This is a genomic window from Embleya hyalina, from assembly GCF_003967355.1.
Lineage (GTDB): Bacteria > Actinomycetota > Actinomycetes > Streptomycetales > Streptomycetaceae > Embleya > Embleya hyalina.
In genome coordinates, this window is the sequence record NZ_BIFH01000027.1 from 36,807 (window position 1) to 59,179 (window position 22,373).

Genomic DNA, 22,373 nt, shown 5'->3' on the forward strand with positions numbered 1-22,373 from the left:
GAGATGACGGACACCACCAGCCGGGACAAGGCCGCCTTCCTCGCGGTCGTCAAGAAGTACGAGGGTGTGCACGACCAGTCGGGCATAGTCGCGCTCGATCCGGTCAACGGGCCGATGATCCGGCACTGGGCCGAGGCCATGGGCGACACGAACCCGGTCTACACCGATCCCGAGGCCGCCGCGGCGACCCACTTCGGCGAGGTGGTCGCGCCCGCGACCATGCTCCAGGTGTGGATCATGCGCGGGATGGACGCGGGCCTGGCGGTCAACACGGTCACCGGCGAGTTGTACAAACACTTCACCGACAACGGCTTCGGCTCGGTCGTGGCGACGAACTGCGAGCAGGAGTACATCCGGCCGCTGCGGCTGGGCGAGGTGGTGCAGTACGACCAGCTGATCGAGACGGTGTCCGAGGAGAAGACCACGGGTCTCGGCGTCGGCCACTTCATCACCACGCTGGTCAACATCTACGTCGAGGGCGAGGCCGGCCGCGAACTGATCGGCACGCACCGCTTCCGGATCCTGCGCTACACACCGCACCGGAAGAAGCCGAAGGCCGCGCCGGCGGAGCGTGCGCTGCGCCCGCGCAAGGTGGTCAACAGGGACAACCGGGCCTACTGGGACGGCGTGGCCGAGGGAAAGCTGCTGTTCCAGAAGTGCACGGCCTGCGCCACCCCGCGCTTCCCGTTCGCGCCCGGATGCAACCACTGCGCGTCGCTGGAGTGGGAGAGCGTCGAGTCGGCCGGCGCGGGCGTCGTCTACTCGCACGTCACCATGCACTACCCGAAGTTCCCGGCGTTCGACATGCCCTACGCGGTCGGCCTGATCGAACTCGACGAGGGTGTCCGGATGCTCGGCAACGTGCTGGGCGTGACGCACGACGAGGTGCGGATCGGACAGCGGGTGCAGGTCGAGTTCGTGACCCACGACGCCGAGTTGACCGTGCCCGCGTTCCGAGTGGTCGGGGAGAACTGATGGACTTCAACCTCACCGAGGACCAGCGGGACCTGGTCGCGCTGGCCGAGCGCATCCTCGCCGACCAGTCCACCGACGAGCGGCTGAAGAAGCTCGCCCAGTCCGGCGCGGACCTGGACGCGGAGCTGTGGGGCCGGGTCGCCGAGGCGGGCCTGGTCGGCGCGCTGATCCCGGAGGAGCACGGCGGCGGCGACCTGGGCCTGGTCGGGCTCGCGCTGCTGCTGGAGCAGCAGGGTCGGTTCACCGCGCAGATCCCGCTCTTGGACACGGTCGTCTACGGGCTGCTGCCGCTGCTGCGGTTCGGTACGTCGGCGGCGGTCGAGCGCGAACTGCCCGGCCTGCTGGACGGTTCGCGGATCGTGGCCGGTGCGCTCGCCGAGGTCGGCGCGGCGCTGCCGGCCGTGCCGAGGACGACCGCCCGCCGCGACGGGGCGGGTTTTCGGCTCGACGGCGCGAAGCGGGCGGTGCCGTGGCTGACCGTGGCCCACCGGGTCCTGGTCACCGCGTCGCTGGACGGTGCGCTCGCGGTGTTCACGGTGGACGCCGACGCGGCGGGCGTGGCGATCGAGGCCGCGCCGACCACCGCGCCGTGGGCGTCGGGCAACCTGACGCTGACCGACGCGCCGGCCACGCTGCTCGGCGACGCCGAGGCGGGCGCGGAGATCGCCGCCTGGATCGTGGACCGCGCGCGGGTCGCGCTGGCCGCGCAGCAGGTGGGCGTGTGCGAGCGCGGCCTGGCCCGCACGGTCGAACACGTGAACACCCGCGAGCAGTTCGGCAAGCCGCTGGCCACCAAGCAGGGCGTGATGTTGCGCGCCGCCGAGGCGTACATGGACACCGAGGCCATCCGGGTCACCACGCTCGAGGCCGCGTGGCGCATGGACCGCGGCGAGGCGGCCACGGAACAGGCGCTGGTGGCCCGCTGGTACGCCTCCGAGGCGGGCAAGCGGGTGGTGCACGCGTGCCAGCACCTGCACGGCGGCACCGGCTCCGACATCGACCATCCGATCCACCGCCACTTCCTGTGGGGCCGTCAGATCGACGTGACCCTGGGCAGCGGCATCCAGCACCTCGCCGCGCTCGGCGACCTGCTCGCCCACGTGCCCGCCCAGGGAGGCAACCGATGACCACCGCGAACCCGGCGAGCCTGACCCACGCGGAGGTGTCCGTCGGCGACGAACTGCCGCCGCTGGTCCTTCCGTTGACCCGCACGCTGATCGTCGCGACGGCCCTGGCCACCCGCGACTTCCAGGACGTGCACCACGATCCGCAACTGGCCGCGGACAAGGGCTCGCCGGACATCTTCATGAACATCCTGACCAGCAACGGCCTGGTCGGGCGCTACATCACCGACTGGGCGGGTCCCGAGACCGAGTTGCGCAAGGTCGCGATCCGGCTCGGCGCCCCGAACTACCCCGGCGACACCATGACCCTGACCGGCACGGTGACCGCCAAGCCCACCGCCGAGGACGGCACCCCGCTCGTGGAGATCGCGGTCGTCGGCGCCAACAAGCTCGGCAACCACGTCACCGGCACGGTCACGGTGAAGCTGCCGGAAGGAGCCGACGCGTGAGCCTCGAGCATGCCGACAACCTGCGCGGGAAGGCCGCCATCGCCGGGATCGGCGCGACCGAGTTCTCCAAGGAGTCCGGCCGCAGCGAACTGCGCCTGGCCGTCGAGGCGGTGGGCGCGGCCCTCGCCGACGCCGGGATCGCCCCGTCCGAGGTGGACGGCCTGGTCAGCTTCACCATGGACACCAACCCCGAGATCGCGGTCGCCGCCGCGGCCGGGATCGGCGACCTGACCTTCTTCAGCCGGATCCACTACGGCGGCGGCGCGGCCTGCGCCACCGTCGCCCAGGCCGCGATGGCGGTCGCCACGGGTGTCGCCGACGTGGTGGTCTGCTACCGCGCGTTCAACGAGCGCTCCGGCCGCCGCTTCGGCTCCGGCGTGCTCCAGCGCGACCCCACGGTCGAGGGGGTGGGCCTGGGCTGGAACATGCCGCACGGCCTGCTCACCCCGGCCTCGTGGGTGGCCATGTTCGCGCAGCGCTACCTGCACGTGTACGGCGCGACCACCGAGGCGTTCGGCCACGTCGCGGTGGCCGACCGCAAGCACGCGGCGAACAACCCGAAGGCGTACTTCTACGGCAAGCCGATCACTCTCGAGGATCACCAGAGCTCGCGGTGGATCGTCGAGCCGATGCGCCTGCTCGACTGCTGCCAGGAGACCGACGGCGCGCAGGCGATCGTGGTGGTGAGCGCCGAGCGGGCCAGGGATCTGAGGCACAAGCCCGCCGTCATCAACGCCGCGGCGCAGGGCGCGGGCCGCCTCCAGGACCAGATGACCAGCTTCTACCGGGACGGGATGACCGGGCTGGCCGAGATGGGCGTGGTCGCCAAGCAGTTGTGGCAGACGTCCGGGCTCACCCCCGACGACATCCAGACCGCGGTGCTCTACGACCACTTCACCCCGTTCGTGCTGATGCAGCTGGAGGAGTTCGGCTTCTGCGGGCGCGGCGAGGCACCGGCGTTCGTCGCGAACGGCGGCCTGGAGCTGGGCGGCAAGCTGCCGACGAACACGCACGGCGGGCAGTTGGGCGAGGCGTACCTGCACGGGATGAACGGCATCGCCGAGGGGGTCCGGCAGATCCGGGGCAGCTCGGTCAACCAGGTCGAGAACGTGCACAACGTGCTGGTGACCGCGGGTACCGGGGTGCCGACGTCAGGACTGGTGCTGGGCGTGGAGTAGCGGGCGACGACCTGCCCCCACTGGGCCGCCCGGGTGACGCTTCGGCGTGTCGTCCGGGCGGTCCGCCGGTTTCGCCGTCGGCCGTGCCCAGCGTGGTGGGAGTCCGTTCCCGCCAGGCCAGGAGGTCTCGTGCGCGCTCTGCTCACTCGTCGGATCGCCTCGACCGTGTTACTCGTCGCCGTACTCGGCCTGCTCCCCGCCGGGCTCGCCGAGGGGGCCACCGCACGGTCGGGACGGTCATTCTTCGTCTCCGGCCCGGGTTTCGACACCTGCGAGACACCCACCGTGGAGACCATGCAGGCCTGGCGCGAGTCGCCGTACAAGGTGGTCGGCATCTATGTCGCGGGCGACAACCGGGCCTGCAAGAGCACCCGGCTGACCCGCGACTGGGTTACCGCCGTGCATCGCCAGGGCTGGGACTTCCTGCCCATCCAGGTCGGCTCGCAGGCGCCGTGCTCGCAGGCGCGCAAGCCGGGTCGGATCGATCCGGCGCAGGCCGCGCGGCAGGGTGTCGCGGAGGCGGACGACATGGTGGACCGCAGCACCGCGCTCGGGTTCCGGCGGGGCAGCGCGGTCTGGTTCGACATGGAGGCGTACGACAACACCGACGCCGCGTGCCGCGCCGCGGTGCTCGACTTCGTCTCGGCGTGGTCCGACCGGGTCCGCGAGCGCGGCTTCGTGGCCGGCTACTACAGCAGCCTGGACTCCGGGGTCGCCGACCTGGTCCAGGCGGTCGGCAGCCGCTCGGTCCCGGACGCGATCTGGTACGCCCGCTGGGACGACAAGGCGGTGACCAGCGGCGACGGCGCGCTGCCCGACGGGTACTGGCACGGAAACCGGGTGCACCAGTACAGCGGCAACGTCACCGAGACGTATGGCGGCCGGACCCTGTCCATCGACCGCAACGCGGTGGACGGGCCGGTCGGGGCGTTCTGAGCACCCCGGGACCGTCGGCCGGGCCGGGTGGGCCCGGCCGACGGGTGTCCGGGACCCGCGGCCGGCGGGTGCCGGGGACCCGTCGGCCGGCGGGTGCCCCGGGTCAGCCTCGGTCGACCTCGCTGACCTCCAGCGTGCCCTCCGCGTACTGCCGGCGGATCACCTTCTTGTCGAACTTGCCGACGCTCGTCTTCGGTACGGCGGCGATCAGGCTCCACCGCTCGGGCACCTGCCAGCGGGCCACCTGTCCCGCGAGGTAGTCGCGCAACTGCTCGACGGTGGTCTCCGCGCCCTCGCGCAACACCACCGTCGCCAGCGGGCGTTCGCCCCACTTGTCGTCGGGCACGCCCACCACGGCCGCCTCGACCACGTCCGCGTGGCCCATCAGCGTGTTCTCCAACTCGACCGACGAGATCCACTCGCCGCCCGACTTGATCACGTCCTTGGCCCGGTCGGTCAGCCGCAGGAAGCCGTCGGCGGTGATCGTGCCGACGTCGCCGGTGTACAGCCAGCCGTCCTTGAACCGGCCGCCGCCACTGGCGTCCGCCGAGCCCTCGTCGCCGATGTACGCGCCCGCGATCCACGGTCCGCGCACCAGCAGTTCGCCCACCGACTCGCCGTCGAACGGCATCTCCGTGCCGTCCGGGCCGACCAGGCGGGCCTGCACCGACGCGGGCAGGCGCCCCTGCGAGATCCGGTACGGGAACGCCTCGTCGCCGGTCAGCCCGGCCGGCGGGCGGGCCACCGAGCCCAGCGGCGAGGTCTCGGTCATCCCCCACGCGTGGATGATCCGGACCCCGTGCCGCTCCTCGAAGGCGTGCATCAGGCCGGGCGGGCAGGCCGAACCGCCGACCACGACCTCCTCGAGCGAGGACACGTCGGTCTTGTGCACGTCGAGGTAGTCGAGCAGCCCGGTCCAGATGGTCGGCACCGCGGCGGCGAACGTCGGCTTCTCCGCCGCGATCATCGTGGCCAGCGGCCCCGGCTGAAGGAAACGGTCCGGCATCAGGATCGACGCACCGCACAACATCGCGGCGTACGGCAGGCCCCACGCGTTGACGTGGAACATCGGTACGACCGGCAGCAGCAGGTCCCCGGGGCCCAGGCCGAAGCCCTCCATCGTGCACACCTGCATGCTGTGCAGGTAGGTCGACCGGTGGCTGTAGACGACGCCCTTGGGGTTGCCGGTGGTGCCGGAGGTGTAACACATCGCGGCGCCCTGGCGCTCGTCGATGTCCTCGGCCCAGTCGAACTCGGTCGGCCGGCCCGCGAGCAGGTCGTCGTAGCGGTGCACCGGCTTGCCGCACTCGGCGAGCGGGGTCAGGTCGGTGTCCGCGCCGGTGACCACCACGTGTTCGACCGTGGTCAGCATGGGCAGCAGCGGGGCGGCGAGCGCGGCCAGCGAGCCGTCCAGGATCAGGACCCGGTCGTCGGCGTGGTTCGCGATGTAGACCAGCTGCTCGGGTGGCAGCCGCAGGTTGAGCGTGTGCAGCACCGCGCCCATCGACGGGACCGCCAGGTAGCACTCCAGGTGCTCCTGGTTGTTCCACAGGAAGGTGGCGACCCGCTCGTCGCCGGTGACGCCGAGTTCGCGCAGTGCGTGCGCCAGTTGCGCGGATCGTCGGCCGACCTCGGCGTAGGTGGTCCGGCGCGGCGCGCCGCCGGTCCAGGTCACCACCTCCGAGCCGCCGTGCACCGTGGTGCCGTGTCGCATGATGCGAGCGATCGTCAACGGCACGTCCTGCATCGTGCTCAGCACAGTGGAGCCTCCCTGCGTTCGCCGGACGGGGACCGGTCGAGGTGTAGGGGATTCTTTCTCGCCGATCGGGTCGTTGTCAGCCCTTTGAGCGGCGCGTTTCGGTTTCCGGACGGGGAGGCTCGGTTTCCGGACCGACGCCGGAACACGCGCCGACTCACGCGCCCGTCGCGATCCGCCATGCGCCCGTACGGGTGAACCAGGCGTGGCGATCGGCCGATCGGGCTAGCCGGGCGGAAGAATGCGACGGTGTCCCGGTTGCTCCGGTTGGCACATCGTTTTCGACGGAACGCCGCGAGCGTTCCGTAACTCCCGTTTTTCCGCTCTTCCGGAGGGGGACCGGCGAGCCCTCGACGCCCCCTGGAGAGCACCTCGTGTACCCGTTGGAGGTCCGACCCGAACCGCACCCGCCGTACGACGTCGTGCTGCCGGACGCGTTGGGCCACCCCGTACTCGGCTTCCGGGACGGCTACTGGTTCCACATCGGCCGGGACGGGCCGGCCCGGCCGCTGTGTGCCCGCACCGCGATCATCGGACATCCGGAGTCCGCCGGGCCTATCGTGCAGGTCATGTGTTGGTGGATGCGCGAACACCACGATCACCCGCAGGCGATCGACCTCGGCACCGAACTGGGGCTGACCGTCGGTGAGATGAGTCGCCGACTGCACGCGCGGGGGCCGGCGGCATGGTGAGGCGTTGCGGGTCGGTGCGGATAAGGCGGGTGCCGTGCGGACCGCGGGTGCCGGCGATCCGGGTGCGGACGTGCACGATTCCGCGCTGCCGGGCCGGGGTGCCCGGGCGGCGGTGCGGGTAAGCGGGCGGGCCGGTTCGCCCGATCGGGGCGGACGGGGTGCTCGGGGTCGTCCCCTACTTGGGTGAGGCGATCTTGCCGAGCAGGTCGACGATGCGCTGTTGTACGTCCTCGCGGGTCGAGCGCTCGGCCAGGAACAGCACGGTCTCGCCGGTCTGGAGCCGGTGCAGGTCGTGTTCGACGAGGTCGAGCGTGGTGTAGACGACGATCGGCGTCGAGTGCAGCCGCGTGTTGTTGCGCAGCCAGTCGACGACGCCCATCCGGCGCCGGCGCACCAGCATCAGGTCGAGCACCACGAGGTTGGGCTCGACGCTGGACGCCTTGGACACCGCCTCGCTCTCCGAGGCCGCGTGCACCACGTCCATCCCGCGCCGCTCCAGCGACGCGGTGAACGCCGCCGCGATGTCCGGGTTGGCCTCGACGAGCAGCACCCGCGAGGCGTGTCCGGCGCTGTCCGCGGGTGCGAGCGAGCGCAGCAGTACGGCCGGGTCGGCGCCGAACGCGGCGTCGCGGGTGGCCTGCATCAGGCCGGCGGTGACCAGGACCGGGATCTGCGCGGCGGTCGCGGCGGTGCGCAGCGACTGGAGCGCGGTACGGGTGATCGGGCCGGTGAGCGGGTCCACGAACAACGCGGCCGGCTGCACGGGGACGCTCGCGTCGACCTCCTCGCGCGAGCGCACCAGGAGCGGACTCCAGCCGCGCGCGGTCAGCGCGCCCGCGGTCGCGGTGTCCGGTTCGGGCCAGACCAGGAGGCGGCGCGGTTGTCCGTCGGGCGCCGGGCTGACCATGGTCGGCAGGTCCGCGCCGGACATCGCCTCGGCGTCACCGGGCGGGCCGGCCGGGAATCCGGGCCGGCGGCCCTGGAACGGGATCGGCTGGTCCGGCGCGGCCGGGATCGGCGGCAACACCTCGGTCGGCATGTCGGCGGCGGCCGGGCGGCCGGGGCGGTCCTGCACGCTGGTGGTGCGCCCGTCGGCCGCGCGGTTCTGCGCCGGGATCGGCGCGGGCGGCGTGGACAGGCGGCGGCGGGCCTGGGCGCCCTGGGGGGTGTGCGTGCCGTTGAGCCGGCCGCCGGCGGCGGGAGCGGGGGCGGCGGGGGGCACCGGGGTCGCGGGTTGCCGACCCGGGGTGGCGGACGGGTCCGGGTGCGCGGCGCCGCGGTGCGAACCGGACGCTCCGGCGGGGTTTTCCGCGGCCTCGGGCAACTCGCGGGCGGCGCGGCCGCGGCGGGAACGGGGCGGGTAGACCGCCTCGAACGCGCCGCTGTTGTTGCGCGCGGCCTCCTCGGCCTCGTCGTATTCGTCGGTGTCGGGCCGCTCGTGCCGGCCCTCGTCGGAGCCGCCGCTCGCGGGCACCAGGGGCACCGGCGCGACGGTGCCGGCCGGCAGGGCGAACGGGCCCTGCGGCGCGGGGGCGACCGAGCCGGGCGGCGGGGGCGCGGGTACGGGCGGGGTGGACGAGCCGACCGGCTCCAGGCGGGCCCGTGCGGGCTGGGCGCCTCGGCCGCGGACGGCGAGTTCGACGCCGGCGCCGGGCGCGGGGCGGTCCTCGGGGGCGGCGTCGGCGGGATCGCGGTCGCGGTCGGCGGCGGCCGGTGCGATGGGGGTCGCGGGCTTGCGGGGGGCGACGGCCGAGCCGATTCGACGCTTGGACCCGGCGGGGCGGTCGGTGTTCGCCGGGGCCGACTGCTTCGCCGGGGTCGACGCGGTCGCGGAGTCGGGGTCGGAGTCGGCGGAGTCGGGTGATTCGTCCGCGTCGGGCGTGGCGCCGTCGGGTTCGTCGGCCTGCTTCGGGGCGCCGTCGGCGGCCTTGCCCGCCTGCGCCGCCTCGTCGCCGTCCGCCTTGTCGGCCGCGCCCTGCTCGTCCTTGTCCGCCTTGCCCGTCTCTTCCGTCTTATCGCTCTTGCCGGCCTTGTCGGCGCTCGGGTCCGGGCGGCCCGACTGGCGGGCGCGGCGGCCCTTGGCCGCGCGGTGTTCGCCGGAGCTGACCACCAGCTCGGCGGCCTCCTCGTCGGCGGGCAGTTCGACGACGTACGTGCTGCCCCGGCCGGCCACGGTGTGCGACTCGACCGTGCCGCCGTGCGCCTCGACCACGGCGCGGGCGAGCGGCACGCGGACGGTGCTGTTGCGGCTCTCGGGGCCGCGTACCTCGATCCGGGCGAGGGCGCCGCGCTGGGCCGCCGCGACCACGACGGTGGAGCCCTCGGGGCCGGCCGCGACCACGTCCGCGAGCAGGTGGCCGAGGGCGCGGGTCATCGCGTCGACGTCCACCCGTACGCCGACCGGGGACGCGTTGACCGCGAACTCCACGCCCGCGCCGCGGGCGAGATAGGTCACCGTCTCCATGGCACGGTCGACCAGGTCGTCCACCGTGGTCGGCACCCGCTCGGGTTCGGCCGGGGTATCCGCGTCGTCCGGCGCCGGGGTCGGGTCGAGGTCGGCCGCCTGATGGGCGAGCACCTCCCTCGCGAGTTCCTCCAGGCTTTCCAACTCGCCCGCGACCTGACGCACCATCCGGCGGGCGCCGTGACCGACCTCGCCGGCTCCGCCGTCGGCCACCTTCTTCAGCCGACCGCGTACCGCCTCGAGTCGGCCCAGTATCTCCGTGTCCACCAACTCGGCCAGCTGGGCCCGACGTTCACCGAGCGACTTCTCGCGGGCGGTGTCGCTGAAGGTCATCACGGCGCCGACCACGGCGCCGCCGAGCAGGATCGGCGCGGTGATCATGTCCACCGTCACGAAGCCCTCGTCGCCGCGCCACAACACCTGGTCGCGCAGCCGCTGCCGGCGGCCGTTGCCCAGGGTCACCAGCGGCGGGCACTCCCCGGCGGGCAGCGGGGTGCCGTCGGCGCGGGCGTGCATGAGCAGTTCGTGCACGTTCCGGCCGCCGAGGTCGCTGGCCCGGTGGCGGAGGATCCGGGCGGCGGCCGGGTTGGCCAGCACGATGTCGCCCTCGGCGTCGATGCCGATGATGCCCTCGCAGGCCGCGCGCAGGATCATCTCGGTCTGCCGTTGCTGGCGCGCGAGTTCGGCCTCGACGTCGACCTTGCCGGTGAGGTCGCGCACGACGATCATCAGCAACTCGTCGTCGTATCCGGCCGGCAGGTTGGCACTGGTCACCTCGACCGGGAAGACCCCGCCGTCGGTGCGGTGCGCGGACATCCGGGTCGGCTTGGTCCGGGTGTCGCGGGTGTCGTTGGTGGCCCGTACCGACCCCGGGATGCGCCGGTGGTCGAACGACGGGAGCAGGTCGAGGAGACCGCGACCCACCACGGGAGTGCCCGGCGCCTCGAGGACTTCCAGTGCCATGGCGTTCGCGTTGACGACGGTGCCGTTGCGATTCACCAGCAGGAGGGCGTCCGGCAGGGCGTCGAGTATGGCGGCGAGGCGAGCAGCGCCTCGGGATGGCCTGCTGCTCACGAAGCGCGTACCTCCTCCGGTCCTCGGACTGCGCGACGGCCATCTTGCCCGTCGCCGCCGGGGCATGTCACGACCGACTATCCCATTGTTTTTGCAGTCACGTTGACGAGCCTAGTAATCTGTTCCTCGTCGGCAAACACCGATGGAGGCTTCGCCTAGTCCGGTCTATGGCGCCGCACTGCTAATGCGGTTTGGGTTCATCCCCATCCCGGGTTCAAATCCCGGAGCCTCCGCTCGACGAACAGCCCGCCTGGTCCCACCAGGCGGGCTGTTTCGCGTCCATCGTCGTGACCTTTCCGTGACCGTGCGACGACCCCGGGTCACGACTCGGGCCACGATGTCCGATATAGGGCTCATATCCGAAGCCCTCGCCCGGACCCGCGCACACCCGCCATCACAGCGGACATCACCGCGACTTCCCTCCGGACGATCACACCCGCCATACCCCCCGTCCGCCCACATGCCCGAAAGGCCCAATTCAGCCGGCAGCGAACACAACCGGCCCACACCCGCGCGCGCCGCGCCACCCCGCCGCACCTCCCCCGACCACCGACCCTCCCCGCCCCCTCACCCGTTCGGCGGCCGATCCCCCACCAAACGAACCCCATTGCTCACTGATTGCCCGGGTTCGCACCACCACCGGACAATGGATTTCACCCCACGCGGGGGACCATGTATTGTTGACCTCGGTCAAGCCGACCAAGCGCTCGTAGCTCAACGGATAGAGCATCTGACTACGGATCAGAAGGTTGCAGGTTCGAATCCTGCCGAGCGCACAAGATTGCAAGAAAGCACAGGTCAGTCCCTGAATCAGGGACTGACCTGTTTTGCGTTTCCGGCCCTACGCGAGGCACCGGCGCCGGCACGTGAGCTACATCGCAACCTTGCTTCAGGAGCCCTTCGAAACCGCGCGCAGCATGACGTCGAACAGGGGTGCGCCCTCGTAGGCGAGCTGCCGCGTCCCGATGCGTTCGTAACCGAGTCGTGTGTATAGGTGCACCGCAGGTTCGTTGTCGGGCCGGACGTAGAGACCCAGGTGCGTCACGGCTTCCCGGGCGTCGATCAGCGCGTCGTGGAGGAGCCGACCGATGCCCTGGTCCCGCCATGCCTGACGCACCATCAACTCATTGGTGACGAAGAGCCGCATTTCGGTGAGGGGTTCGTGTTCGTCCGCGAGCTCGTCGCCGAACCAGTAGCGCGGATCCGGTCGTTGGCCGTAGGAGTAGCCGACGAGTTCGCCGTCGGACCACGCCCCGACCCAGGAGAACCCCGGCCGGGCCCGATGGCGTTCCAGCCGCTCGGCGAACGAACCGGGCGAGGCGAAGGGGTTGCCCGTGGCAACGCGGTGCGCGTAGGCGTCGGTGTAGACCTCGACCAGCAGACCGTGCATCGCTGTCACCTCGGCGACCCCACCGGGGCGAAGCGCGAATCGACTCGTCATGGTGTCTGCCTCCCAATCACAGCGAAGTCGTCGGTTCGAGCGCGTGCCGGGCAAGGTACGACCGGATCTCATCCCGCTCCGCGTACGAGGTCGTGGTGACGAGGTCCTGGAGACGAGAGGCCAGACGAGCAGACGCAACGTTGTCGAGCAACGGTAGGACTGCGTCGACCTGTTCGGCCGCAGCGTCTCGATCCCCAGCCGCGTGCCATGCCCGCGCAGCACGGGTCAGGTGAATGGCACGGTCCCGAACGAACCCGTTGCCGGTGAGATGTGCGGCGCGCGTCGACAATACGCCCGCGGTCCCGTGCTGACCGAGGTGAAGCCGGCACTGCGCTTCACGTGCGGCGATCTCGCCCGATCCGAAGAACGCAATCCACACCGGATCACGTTCGCCGCGCCCACACTCGAAGTGGCGGTGCGCAGTCGTGAGCGCGGCGTCGGTCTCATGCGCATTCCCCAGGGCTGCCCACGCACCCGCTTCGCGGAGCGTCAGCAAGGACATGAGCCACGGCGTCGCGATGGGCCGGGCAATGTGCTGAGCGGCTTCGGCCAAGCGAAGTCCTTCGCGCGGCCGACCACTGATCACGGCCAGCGCCGACAGGTTGCACAGGGCATGGACTTCGAGGTCCAAGTCATCGAGGGCGCGAGCAATCGATTGAGCTTCGCTGTAGCAGGCTCTCGCATCGGCGTACCGCGTCGCGTCATGCGCCAGCCACCCGACGGAGAGTGCGAGTCCGGCGGAAGCCCGCTTCAGTTCGGGGCTTCGGCTGCGGTTCAACCAGCGGAATGCCTCGGCGAGGCTACGGGCGCCGTCACGATAGATTCCGGCGCCGCCTCGCTGTTGGTCCGCCGACCGGAACTGCGCGACGAGGCGATGCATCACCTCCACGGGAGCGACATCGTCCGATGCTCCCGACAGAGTCATACCTGCGGCCGCGGCACCACTCAACGCCAGAAACGATCGTCGATCCACGTGTCCGCCCTCGTCCGCCGCACTCTGTCGTTCGAGCGTAGGACTGACGGTCGACGCACGCACAGGCCCTGTTCGGGCAAGTCGTCGGCGACTGCGGGCAAACTTCGCGGCACGCTCCAGCTCGGTCCGATCCGCTCCCAACACGTCGGCGATCAGGGGCAACCACTGTGAAGGGATGCGTCTGTCCTGTTCGTAGCGCCCGATTTCACACCGCGTCAGGGCGTAGGTGCCGGCGAGCTGGTTCAGGGCCTCGGCCAGTTCGGTCTGAGTCAGGCCCGCGTGCAAACGCAGGCTCGCAAGCAGATTGCCGAAGCTCTGGTTCTCCACGGTCCGAGTCTGGCCCCTTTTCTGGCCCCTTGTCCGCCGACCGGCCCCTTTAGTGGCCCTGCACACGAGGTGGTGGAAAACGGTTTCGTTGTCGCATGGCCGCATCGGTTTCGATGTCGATGCCGGCTTCGACCCGACTCACCACTCGACTCGAATCGCCAGGTGGACGACCCATGACCGAGATCCGACCCCGCACCGACCCTCCGCCACTGCCCGTGCCGCGCCTCGACGAACAAGGCGCCGGACAAGGACTCGTCGTGAACCGGCCCTTCACATCATTCGGACACGTCACGACACCGGGCACGTCTGTGCCGGGGCCGGTGCTCATCACCGTTTCGCGGTCGCTTCCGGCCGTTGTGGAGGCGGCGGGGGCCGCGCGGCGACTCGTGTGGGAAGTGGGGGACGGGATCGGGGTCGACGGCGAGCGGCGGGGCGATGTCGGGTTGATGGTCACCGAGTTGGTGAGCGCGGCGCTTGGTGCGGCCGAGGCGACGTCTTATGTCCTGGACGTCACGGGTGCCACCGACGAGGGGCGGCCCGTGCTGGCCGTGGTGTTTCGTGAGGTCGGGCTCACCCACTTGCCCCACCGGCGGCTCGAATCCGGTCGGGGCCTCGCCGTGGTCGCATCGCTCACCGAAGGTTGGGCACATCACGAGTGTGGGTGGTTCACCCCGAAGCACGGGCCGACGTCGTGGTTCATCGTCGGCGACGTCTCACCCGAGCGTGCCCGACTGCTCGACGACCGCCGACTCCTCCACCTGCGCGGCCTGGAGAACACCCACCGCGTCACCCGCCACGACATCGGCAACCCCCTGCGCCGCATCGACTGGGGCTGCGATTGGTGACGCGCCGGCGCCTCATCCGCCCGGGCCGGGCGGATGAGGCGCCGGCGAGGGTGTTACGCGCGGACCGTGTACCAGGCGCCGATGCCGTTGCAGCCCGTCGCGTCGTAGGTGGTGCTGCGGTAGCCGGGCGGGATGGGCGAACCCGGGCAGGTCCAGATGCCGTTGCTGACCAGCTGGTGGTACCAGGCGCCGATGCCGCTGCACCCGTTGCGGTCGTACTGCGTGATCACGTAGCCGGACACGACCGGTGAACCCGAGCAGGTCCAGATGCCGTTGCTGACCAGCTGGTGGTACCAGGCGCCGATACCGCTGCACCCGTTGCGGTCGTACTGCGTGATCACATAGCCGGACACGACCGGTGAACCCGAACAGGTCCAGAGCCCGTTACGGGCAAGCTGGTGGTACCAGGCGCCGATGCCACTGCACCCGTTGCGGTCGTACTGCGTGATCACGTACCCCGTCACGATGGGTGAGCCCGAGCAGGTCCAGAGCCCATCGCCGGCAGGCTGCTGGTACCAGGATCCCCGGCCGTCGCAGCCGGTGCGGTCGTACGCGGTGATGACGTACCCGGCCGGCACGGGCGCCCCCGAACAGGACCACCCTCCCTCGCGCACGGCGGACGACGACGTCTGCGTCGCGGCGGCGGCCGTACCCGTCGCCGTACCGGTCAGGACGACGGCCGCGAGCAACGCGACCGCTCCGAGTAACGCGGCGAACCGGCTCCGGACGCTCGCGATCATCGGGTGGCTCCACAATTGACGGAATGTACCGTTCATTTACACCAGTCCCATCGATGTGCTCGCTCGATATCCATATCCTCGGACGACCGAGGATCAGCCGAGAGTAGGACAGCGCGCACCTTGATCGGTCGTGGTGAAGAAAACTCGTGAAAATGATTGACCGCCCCACTCGGGCCGGAACACATCGGCCATCCGATTTCCGGCCAAGGGCGTATGCGGGTTTCTCGGACGAGTCGTTCGGGCCGTGGTGGCCTGGATGTACAGCCTTGCCTCATACGGGATTTGGGTGCGACGCCGGCCCTCGGTGAGCCCGCGTGTGGTCCGCGAATCGTTCGGGAAATCCATATCTTCCCCGTGCGCCGGGGGTTGCCGATCGGGTCGTCGGATCAATGGCTCCGAAGGGGTGCGCCGATTGTCACGTGCCCGCCGCGACCTTTACCGTCAGGGACAGGATCGAGTCGAGGGACGGGGCGAAGGCCAGGGCGCGGATTTCGGCGACCAGAGCCCTGGCGTCGCGGCGCCGGCCGCCGAGGAGTTCGCAGGTTTCCAGATCGAATTGGTAATCCGTCACCTCGGCCGCCGGGTGCGGCTCGCAGACCCAGCGGCCGGCGAGACCGCCCAGGCCGTCGAGTACCGCCTCCGGACGCAGCCGTCGGGCCCGGCACAGCTCGTCGATGCCACCGACCGGGCCGCTCGCGCCGGAGGCGGCCAGGCGGGCGGCGATCACCGCGTTGCCGGCCGCGACCCCCTCGGCCACCCCGACGGTGCCGCCTCGGCCGAGCGGGCCGCCCGCGAACTCCCCCGCGATGCCCACCGCGTCCCGGATCCGACGGCGGTCGAGCGTCATCAGCCGGGCCGCCGCCAGCGCCGCGCCGAGCATCCCGATCGAGGGCGAGCCGTCCCGGTCGGCCAGCCGGCACGCCATCTCGTGCCCGGCGACCACCGCCACCAACACCTCGTCGCCGCGCGCCTTGACCTCCTGGCCCACCGCGAGCGCCACCGGCAGCACCACGGCCATCGCGCCGGCCGGGGGATCGGCGGGCTCCGGTCCCGCCGCGCCGATCAACATCCCGTTCGCGAGTGCGGCGGCGGGCGCCGCGAGCCGGCCGGCGGCATGGCCGATCAGTTCCGCCTCGGGCGGGCCGCCGATGCCGACCGCGACGTGCACGGCCGGGTCGACGACGCCCACCCGGGCCGCGCCGACCCCGCCCGCGATCGCCTTCAGGATCCGCCGACCCGTCGCCCGCCGTACCGTCACCGGTATATGACGCATCGTCAATTCTGTGGCCCAGTCGGCGAATTCGCCCGATACCACCATGGAATCCCTCCGCGTGCCTCGACTGCCCGACGACGTGGTGTGAAAGGACGGCGCAATGTCTCATTGTGACCGCCCCGGTGACGTCGCGTCAGCCCCCAATCACGTCGGGCACACGGCGCATGGCAAAGGCACGGCAGCCACACGGCAGCACCCGGCACCGCGCGGCTCCCGGCGTAGGCGAACCCGCCCGCGCCCCGACTCAGCGCACCACGCCCGCCGTTCGCGCCGCGGTCAACCACTGCGGGAACTCGGAGAGGATGCGCTCGTACAACTCGACGTCGGAGATCCGATCGATGTCGTCCACCTGGAAGAACCCGGCGTTGTCCACCAGCCGCCCCGGCATCGTGTCGATCCGCTCCAGGATCCCGTAGTTGGACCGACCGAGGCCGACGAACTGCCAGAAGATCGGCAGCCCGGCGGCATCCGTCAGCAGCCGCTGGATCTGCTTGCTCCGGTTGACCCCGCCGTCCGAGAAGAACAACACCAGCACAGGCGCGCCCGGCTCGCGCCGGTAGCGCGCGATGATGTCCTCGATCACCGCCGGCTCGTTGTTGCCGCCGTACACCCCGGCCAACAGGTCCGGCGAGCGCTGCGATCCGTCCGGCAGCGGCGGCGACTGCGGGCGGCGGCCACCACCGTCGATGTAGACGTTGTCCGCGATCCAGCGCGGCAGTTCCGGAATCCGCACCGGGTCGAGCGGCGCGTACTCGTCGGCGAAGATCCACGCGTCCAGTTCGCCGTCGTCGTCGAGCCGGGCCGCGATCGGTGCCATGCGCTCCACCAGGCGCCCCACCGCGCCCCCGGCGTACTGCGCGCGCATCGAGCCGGAGCGGTCGAGCACGATCGCCACCCGGGCCCGCGCCCCGTGCAGGCCCTTCTTCTCCAGGCAGATCCGCACCGCCTCCTTGCGCAGCGAGATCCGCGCGCCCACCTCCGGCGGCAGTCCGGCCAGTTGCGGGTCCTCCGAGGGCGCGGGCAGCCGCATGGTCGGCTCGTCGCTGTACGGCGGCGGCGCCCACCCGGGCGTGACACCCAACGGCGGGCCGCCCGCCGGCACCACCGGCAACGTCCCGACGGGCACCCCGGCCCCGGGCTCGATCGGCGCCCCGACCCCCGCGGCCTCGTCCTCCTCGCCCACGTCCACGCCGTAGTCGCTCGCGAGCCCGGCGAGCCCGCTGTCGTACCCCTGACCGATCGCGCGCAACTTCCACGCCCCCTGCCGCCGGTACAACTCGCCGAGCACCATCACCGTCTCGGCGCCGCCCGCCCGCACCTCGAAGGTCGCGGCGACCGCGCCCGCGGCATCCAGGGCCACCAGCGTCAGCCCGCCCACCCCGGCGAACGTGCCCTCGTGCACGGAGGCGGCCAGCACCACCCGCTCCACATCGGCGGGCAGGGCGCCGGGATCGACCCGAACACTCTCGCCCTCGGCGTTCGAACCGACGTGGCGCACGGCGCCGTCCGCGCCGGTCGGCTGGTTGTAGAACACGAAGTCCGCGTCCGTACGCACCTTGCCGCGCGAGCCGAGCAGCAGCGCCGAGGCGTCCACACTCGGCGCGTCCGCCGCACGGCGGATCACCAGGGTCAACGGACCCGCGGGAACCGGGATGTTCGCCCCGGCGATCAGAGTCGTCATGGTCGCCAGTGTGGCCCGAACGGGCGGCCTCCCGCAGAGGTGTGCGCACCGCCTCGGGGGTGTACGTGATCGGCATCACGAGTAATCGGCCGGCACATCGTGAATGAATTTCCCCATCCGGTGGGAACCAAGCGGTTATGGGCAACAACGGTCATCATCCGGGCGGCCATCGCGCGGACCCCGGCGAGTGGAGCGACGCCGACCACGAGCGTGCGCGGCTGCTGGTCGAGCGCGCGGCCTCGATCGCCCGCCGCCTGGAGTCGCTGTGCGCCGCCGAGGCGGCCGCGACGCAGCGCGGCCCGGGCCGCACCTGAGGGTGCCGCCCGGGCCGACCGACGGACCACCGGGCCCTGTCCAAGACGGGTCCGAGGCCCTCGCGACGTTCCGTCCCCTCCACGGCACGCCGTGGTGCCGCCCGTGCCGTGGTGACCGAACCGGAAACATCCGCCCCACGACGGCCGCGGGCGACCGTCTTCCCACAACGACCGGAGGCGGCCGCATCTCCCGGTGTACACACGGGAGATGCGGCCGCCCCGACCGTCTTCGCGCTCTTCACTCGACCGCCGTGCACCGCGTCGCGATCGACACACGGCGTACGCCGAACCGTTCGGGGCACCCGGCCCCGGGTGGTTCTAGCGCAGGACCAGCTTCTGGCCCGGCAGGATCAGGTCGGGGTTGGTGCCGACCACGCCCTGGTTCTTGGCGTACAGCGACTGCCAGCCACCGCCCACGTTGTTCGCCGCGGCGATCGCGCTGAGGGTGTCACCGGTCTTGACGACGTAGGTGCCCTCGGTCGCCGTGGTGGTGGTCTCGACCTTGGCGGTCGTCGGCTCCGACTTGGTCACCGGAGCGGACTTCTTCGGCGTCTCGCTCTGCGGCGCGACGGCGGCCTTCTTCGGCGTGGTCTTCGCCGTCGTGCTCTTCGGAGTCGACGCCTTCTTCGAGGAGGTGGTGCTGCCCGAGTCGGACGGGCTGCCGCCACCGCGGGTCAGACCGGCCTTCTTCGAGCACACCGGCCAGGCGCCCGGGCCCTGGGACTTGAGCACGTTCTCGGCGACCCGGATCTGCTCGGCCTTCGAGGCACCCTGCGGGCTGCCCGTACCGCCGTTGGCGCGCCACGTGCTCTGCGTGAACTGCAGGCCGCCGTAGTAGCCGTTGCCGGTGTTGATGGACCAGTTGCCACCGCTCTCGCACTCGGCGACCTTGTCCCAGGTGGACGTCGTGGCAGCGCCGGCCGAGGTCGCGGTCGCGAGCCCGACGAGCGGGGTGGCGGCGACGACGCCGACGATGGTCGCGGTGCGCAGGCGGCGCTGGGTACGGCCCATGCCGCGGTGCGTGTTGGTGCGACCGAAAGCGTTGCGGAGAGACATACATTCCTCTCGGAATTCCCCTGGGGCGGATGGACCGGCGCGATCCTCGCGGATCACCCCCGCCCGGAACCGAACGTTCACGCCCAAGACGTGATGTCCGATGCCGCAACCCCGCGGCCCTCCCAGACCGCGAGTTCCGCCATGCCGTGCTGGCGGGAACCCAGGAGGTGCGATTTGCACATCGCCAGGACCATAAACAGGTGATCCGGCCCTTATCAACCCGCTCTTGCATTTACGCAGGTCAGGATAGGTACCGGAAATGCCGAGAGCACCGCTCGGGAGCCTCTTCCGGGCCGGATTCGCGTTTACCGGGCCGCAAACCTGGGAACCTTTTGCCCGTTTTGACCACCAGCTCTACACGCTACGCGTTCGTCTCGTGACACAGTGTCGAATTATTACCGCATGCGACCGGTCGATCACGCGACCGGGCGCCCCGGCGCCGGTATTTCGACGGAGCCTTAAACACCTTTATGTCCGACTTACACGTGTGGCGTGAGCGGCATCACAAATCCCACCATGGCAGTCGGTCGGCACAGCGGGTATAACCGGCCGGCAGCAGACCGGGACACCCTTTCCAACCTGGGCATATGTACGCTGCGAGAGCGGGCCGCCACCGGCCGGAAAAGTATGCCGAATGCGATCCAGGCCACATCGAAAGTTGTGACCCGCGCCACTTTCACCCGTCCGAGGGGCTATTTGCGCCCCTTTCGAAGGACACCGGCACGGAAGACATCCTTCCGGAAGCCGGGGCCCTGGGAAAGGGCCGGTGTTATCACGATCCGGGCCGTCGGGAAAGCGGATTCCCTCGCGCCGAAAGTCGCGCCGGAGCACCCCTATATATACGTGTGCTCCGCGCGTGCTCCGCCGCGCTCCACCGGGATCCGGCGCGCCCCGGCGCGGAACGCCGAGCACCCGCGCCGCTTGGGTACGGATCGGGGCGAGGCGCGGGCTCCGGGCTCCGGGCTCCGGGCTCCGTCAGGATCCGGGCTTCCACTGGGTGGCGACGGCGGTGAAGGTGCGCAGGCCGTGTCCGGCCTCGGCGTCCCGGACTCCGGTGAGCCACACCAGCACCAGGGTCTGCCGACCGGTCTCGACGCAGATCCCCACGTTGGCCGACGCGGCACTCGAATTGAGCACGGTCAGCGGCACCGACGCCGGCAACGCCGCGGTGCGGGCGGCGATACGGCATTCCGCGGCGGTCGCGTCGGGCCGGCCGACGAAGCCCGCGACGGCTCGGGGATCCAGGAACCGCAGCTCGGCCGTGATCGAACGGTCGGCGTCGGTACCCGATTCGGTATGGCACGCCACGTACTTGAGCGTGGTCGTCGGCAGCAACTCCCGATCCTCGGCGTCCGGCAGGCGGGTCGTGACCGAGAGCTTCTCCAGGTCGATCCGCGTGGCGAAGCCTTCCTTGCAGACGTCGTCGTCGAGGAACGAGGCCGTGGGAATCGTGGGGGCCTCGATCACCATGGGGACCTTCGCGCGGGTCTGCCTCAGACCGGTGGCGGGGTCGGCGCCGGAGCCGTCGGCCGATCCGGAGTCCTTGCCACCGTCCCCGTCCAGCAACGGCGGGACGATCAGGACGGCAGCCACGACCACGGCCACCGCCGCGCCCGCAGCCATCGCGACGCGGGCCCACGGGCGTCGGGTGCCGCCGACGGGGAGGGGGTGGGCCGGCGGGAACAGGGGCGGAGGCGGCGGGCCGGCGAAGCCGACGGGTCCCGGCGTCGGGGCGACCGGGCCGACACCGGCGGCGTACGGCCCCGGGCCCACCGAGGGCGGGCCCACCAGTGGCGGCGGCGAGGTCGACGGCCCGGTCGAGGGCTTCGGCGGGGCCCACGGCCGCCCGGCCGGCATGGGCGGCGGTGGGATCGCCGGGCCGGCCGAGACCCGGTCCACGGCGCGGTGCGACGGGGCCGCCTCGCGCTCGGCGATCTCCCGGACGACGCCCGCCGGCAGCCAGTTCGCGCCCCGCACGAGGACGGTCACGTCGGCACCGCGCCGGCAACCCTCGATCACGTCCGCGAGCGAGGGCCGGTCGGCGGGCTCCTTCGCGAGGCACGCCGCGAACAGGTCGCGCAGCACCGCCGGGCTCGCGCTCAGGTCCGGGGCCTCGCCGACGATCCGGTACATCAACGCCTGTGCGTGGCCCTGCCCGAAGGGGTGGTCCCCGGTCGCGGCATAGTGCCCGACCAACGCGAGCGAGAACACGTCGCTCGCGAACCCCACCGGCTTGCCCAGTACCTGCTCCGGCGACATGTACGCGGGGGTGCCGACCATCACGTCGGAGCCGGTGAGCGCGGTGGTGTCCGCCGCCCGGGCGATGCCGAAGTCGATCACGCGCGGCCCGTCGGCGGCCAACAGCACGTTGGACGGCTTGAGATCGCGGTGGATCACGCCGGCCGCGTGTACCGCCTCGAGCGCCTCCGCCACCCCGGCGACCAGCAACAGCGCCGACTCGACGGGCAGCGGCCCGTGTACCCGAACGGCCTCGGACAGCGGCGGGCCCGCGACATACGCGCCGGCGAGCCAGGGCAACGGGCCGTCGGTATCGCTGTCCAGGACCGGCGCCGTGTACGGCCCGTGCACGCGCCGCGCGGCCTGTACCTCCCGCTCGAACCGCCTGCGGAACTCGGCGTCCCGGGCCAGATCGGGCCGGACCACCTTGAGCGCGACCGGTTGCCCGCCGCGGGTGTGCGACAGGTAGACGCTGCCCATGCCGCCCTGCCCGAGCCTGCCGCGCAGCACGTATCCCGCGACGTCGCGAGGGTCGTCGGGTAGCAACGGATCGATCATGCGTACTTCCCCGTTCAGTCCGCCCGAACCCGGGCCTGCCCCGGCCCGGATGCGACCGCGTGCCGTCGGCGACGGGACCGGACCCATGATCCCGAAGCCGGCCGAGGCAACCCACACGACCCCGGCGCCACGATGCGCTGAAACGATCGCCCCCCGAAGGCACTTCCGGCCCCCCGACCCCGGAGAAACACCCCGCCGAATCGCGCGTCGCCGACGCGCGGAACTCAATCACGGTCCCGGGCGACCGCCACACACCGGCCGAGCGACTGGCGGTGGCGC

17 protein-coding genes and 2 tRNA genes are annotated in these 22,373 nt (G+C 71.5%); 10 read left to right on the top strand and 9 right to left on the bottom strand.

Annotated elements, in window-relative coordinates; translation table 11 throughout:
• The first annotated feature begins 3 nt into the window (after window positions 1-3).
• The 5 genes from EMA17_RS29250 (at window position 4) to EMA17_RS29270 (ending at window position 4,662) form a co-directional block, all read left to right on the top strand.
• Window positions 4-975 carry a bifunctional MaoC family dehydratase N-terminal/OB-fold nucleic acid binding domain-containing protein gene (locus EMA17_RS29250; protein ID WP_246126968.1) on the top strand — a complete coding sequence of 324 codons (972 nt, stop codon included), beginning with the start codon at window positions 4-6 and terminating at the stop codon, window positions 973-975.
• Window positions 975-2,102, top strand: a complete 1,128-nt coding sequence (locus EMA17_RS29255) for an acyl-CoA dehydrogenase family protein (RefSeq protein ID WP_126640158.1) — start codon at window positions 975-977, stop codon at window positions 2,100-2,102. The genes EMA17_RS29250 and EMA17_RS29255 overlap by 1 nt, the downstream gene beginning before the upstream one ends.
• Window positions 2,099-2,548 carry a MaoC family dehydratase gene (locus EMA17_RS29260; protein ID WP_126640159.1) on the top strand — a complete coding sequence of 150 codons (450 nt, stop codon included), beginning with the start codon at window positions 2,099-2,101 and terminating at the stop codon, window positions 2,546-2,548. The genes EMA17_RS29255 and EMA17_RS29260 overlap by 4 nt, the downstream gene beginning before the upstream one ends.
• The gene (locus EMA17_RS29265; RefSeq protein WP_126640160.1) at window positions 2,545-3,726 is read left to right on the top strand and encodes a lipid-transfer protein; all 1,182 of its coding nucleotides are present in this window, start codon (window positions 2,545-2,547) and stop codon (window positions 3,724-3,726) included. Before EMA17_RS29260 ends, EMA17_RS29265 begins: the two co-directional genes overlap by 4 nt.
• A 129-nt stretch (window positions 3,727-3,855) precedes the next feature.
• Window positions 3,856-4,662, top strand: a complete 807-nt coding sequence (locus EMA17_RS29270; protein WP_126640161.1) for a DUF1906 domain-containing protein — start codon at window positions 3,856-3,858, stop codon at window positions 4,660-4,662.
• Between the two features lie 103 nt (window positions 4,663-4,765).
• Here EMA17_RS29270 and EMA17_RS29275 read toward each other — a convergent pair whose 3' ends face one another.
• Entirely contained in the window at window positions 4,766-6,421 is a 1,656-nt protein-coding gene (locus tag EMA17_RS29275) for a long-chain fatty acid--CoA ligase (protein ID WP_126640162.1), read from the bottom strand.
• A gap of 371 nt (window positions 6,422-6,792) precedes the next feature.
• Here EMA17_RS29275 and EMA17_RS29280 point away from each other — a divergent pair, with 371 nt between their 5' ends.
• On the top strand, window positions 6,793-7,110 hold the full coding sequence (locus EMA17_RS29280; RefSeq protein WP_126640163.1) for a hypothetical protein: 318 nt from the start codon (window positions 6,793-6,795) through the stop codon (window positions 7,108-7,110).
• Between the two features lie 175 nt (window positions 7,111-7,285).
• Here EMA17_RS29280 and EMA17_RS29285 read toward each other — a convergent pair whose 3' ends face one another.
• Entirely contained in the window at window positions 7,286-10,648 is a 3,363-nt protein-coding gene (locus EMA17_RS29285) for a PAS domain-containing protein (protein ID WP_246126969.1), read from the bottom strand.
• A 144-nt stretch (window positions 10,649-10,792) separates the two neighbouring features.
• On the opposite strand from EMA17_RS29285, the gene EMA17_RS29290 reads away from it, so the two are divergent.
• Together EMA17_RS29290 and EMA17_RS29295 are read left to right on the top strand one after the other, a co-directional pair.
• Window positions 10,793-10,881: transfer RNA gene (locus EMA17_RS29290), tRNA-Ser, on the top strand.
• Window positions 10,882-11,351: 470 nt separating this feature from the next.
• Window positions 11,352-11,424 (top strand) — tRNA-Arg (locus EMA17_RS29295).
• A gap of 113 nt (window positions 11,425-11,537) precedes the next feature.
• Here the strand turns inward: EMA17_RS29295 and EMA17_RS29300 are convergent.
• Both EMA17_RS29300 and EMA17_RS29305 read right to left on the bottom strand, forming a co-directional pair.
• On the bottom strand, window positions 11,538-12,089 hold the full coding sequence (locus EMA17_RS29300) for a GNAT family N-acetyltransferase (protein WP_160161604.1): 552 nt from the start codon (window positions 12,087-12,089) through the stop codon (window positions 11,538-11,540).
• A 16-nt stretch (window positions 12,090-12,105) separates the two neighbouring features.
• Window positions 12,106-13,389 (bottom strand): helix-turn-helix domain-containing protein, encoded by a 1,284-nt coding sequence (locus EMA17_RS29305; protein WP_160161605.1) that lies wholly within the window; start codon window positions 13,387-13,389, stop codon window positions 12,106-12,108.
• 173 nt (window positions 13,390-13,562) lie between these two features.
• Between EMA17_RS29305 and EMA17_RS52005 the strand changes: the two genes are divergently transcribed.
• Window positions 13,563-14,234, top strand: a complete 672-nt coding sequence (locus tag EMA17_RS52005) for an ATP-binding protein (protein ID WP_160161606.1) — start codon at window positions 13,563-13,565, stop codon at window positions 14,232-14,234.
• 53 nt (window positions 14,235-14,287) lie between these two features.
• Here the strand turns inward: EMA17_RS52005 and EMA17_RS29315 are convergent, their stop codons facing one another.
• The 3 genes from EMA17_RS29315 to EMA17_RS29325 form a co-directional block, all read right to left on the bottom strand.
• Window positions 14,288-14,974, bottom strand: a complete 687-nt coding sequence (locus EMA17_RS29315) for a hypothetical protein (RefSeq protein WP_174861447.1) — start codon at window positions 14,972-14,974, stop codon at window positions 14,288-14,290.
• 415 nt (window positions 14,975-15,389) lie between these two features.
• Complete coding sequence (locus EMA17_RS29320; protein WP_126640167.1) at window positions 15,390-16,292, bottom strand: MmgE/PrpD family protein; 903 nt, start codon at window positions 16,290-16,292, stop codon at window positions 15,390-15,392.
• A gap of 199 nt (window positions 16,293-16,491) precedes the next feature.
• Entirely contained in the window at window positions 16,492-17,928 is a 1,437-nt protein-coding gene (locus tag EMA17_RS29325; protein ID WP_126640168.1) for a VWA domain-containing protein, read from the bottom strand.
• Window positions 17,929-18,065: 137 nt separating this feature from the next.
• Between EMA17_RS29325 and EMA17_RS52010 the strand changes: the two genes are divergently transcribed.
• Window positions 18,066-18,242: a hypothetical protein gene (locus EMA17_RS52010; protein WP_160161607.1), complete on the top strand. Its 177-nt coding sequence runs from the start codon at window positions 18,066-18,068 to the stop codon at window positions 18,240-18,242.
• Window positions 18,243-18,560: 318 nt separating this feature from the next.
• On the opposite strand, the gene EMA17_RS55475 is transcribed toward EMA17_RS52010, so the two are convergent.
• Together EMA17_RS55475 and EMA17_RS29335 are read right to left on the bottom strand one after the other, a co-directional pair.
• Complete coding sequence (locus tag EMA17_RS55475) at window positions 18,561-19,298, bottom strand: LysM peptidoglycan-binding domain-containing protein (protein ID WP_281290547.1); 738 nt, start codon at window positions 19,296-19,298, stop codon at window positions 18,561-18,563.
• Window positions 19,299-20,273: 975 nt separating this feature from the next.
• A complete protein-coding gene (locus EMA17_RS29335; RefSeq protein ID WP_126640170.1) occupies window positions 20,274-22,094 on the bottom strand; it encodes a serine/threonine-protein kinase in 1,821 nt (606 codons plus the stop codon).
• Window positions 22,095-22,373 lie beyond the last annotated feature (279 nt).

Bases quoted from the DNA above. Each gene is read 5' to 3' on its own strand.
- EMA17_RS29255 (WP_126640158.1), top strand. From the start codon at position 975: ATGGACTTCAACCTCACCGAGGACCAGCGGGACCTGGTCGCGCTGGCC.
- EMA17_RS29250 (WP_246126968.1), top strand. From the start codon at position 4: ATGACGGACACCACCAGCCGGGACAAGGCCGCCTTCCTCGCGGTCGTC.
- EMA17_RS29320 (WP_126640167.1), bottom strand. From the start codon at position 16,292: ATGGTGGTATCGGGCGAATTCGCCGACTGGGCCACAGAATTGACGATG.
- EMA17_RS29300 (WP_160161604.1), bottom strand. From the start codon at position 12,089: ATGACGAGTCGATTCGCGCTTCGCCCCGGTGGGGTCGCCGAGGTGACA.
- EMA17_RS29325 (WP_126640168.1), bottom strand. From the start codon at position 17,928: ATGACGACTCTGATCGCCGGGGCGAACATCCCGGTTCCCGCGGGTCCG.
- EMA17_RS29315 (WP_174861447.1), bottom strand. From the start codon at position 14,974: ATGATCGCGAGCGTCCGGAGCCGGTTCGCCGCGTTACTCGGAGCGGTC.
- EMA17_RS52010 (WP_160161607.1), top strand. From the start codon at position 18,066: ATGGGCAACAACGGTCATCATCCGGGCGGCCATCGCGCGGACCCCGGC.
- EMA17_RS29335 (WP_126640170.1), bottom strand. From the start codon at position 22,094: ATGATCGATCCGTTGCTACCCGACGACCCTCGCGACGTCGCGGGATAC.
- EMA17_RS55475 (WP_281290547.1), bottom strand. From the start codon at position 19,298: ATGTCTCTCCGCAACGCTTTCGGTCGCACCAACACGCACCGCGGCATG.
- EMA17_RS29260 (WP_126640159.1), top strand. From the start codon at position 2,099: ATGACCACCGCGAACCCGGCGAGCCTGACCCACGCGGAGGTGTCCGTC.
- EMA17_RS52005 (WP_160161606.1), top strand. From the start codon at position 13,563: ATGACCGAGATCCGACCCCGCACCGACCCTCCGCCACTGCCCGTGCCG.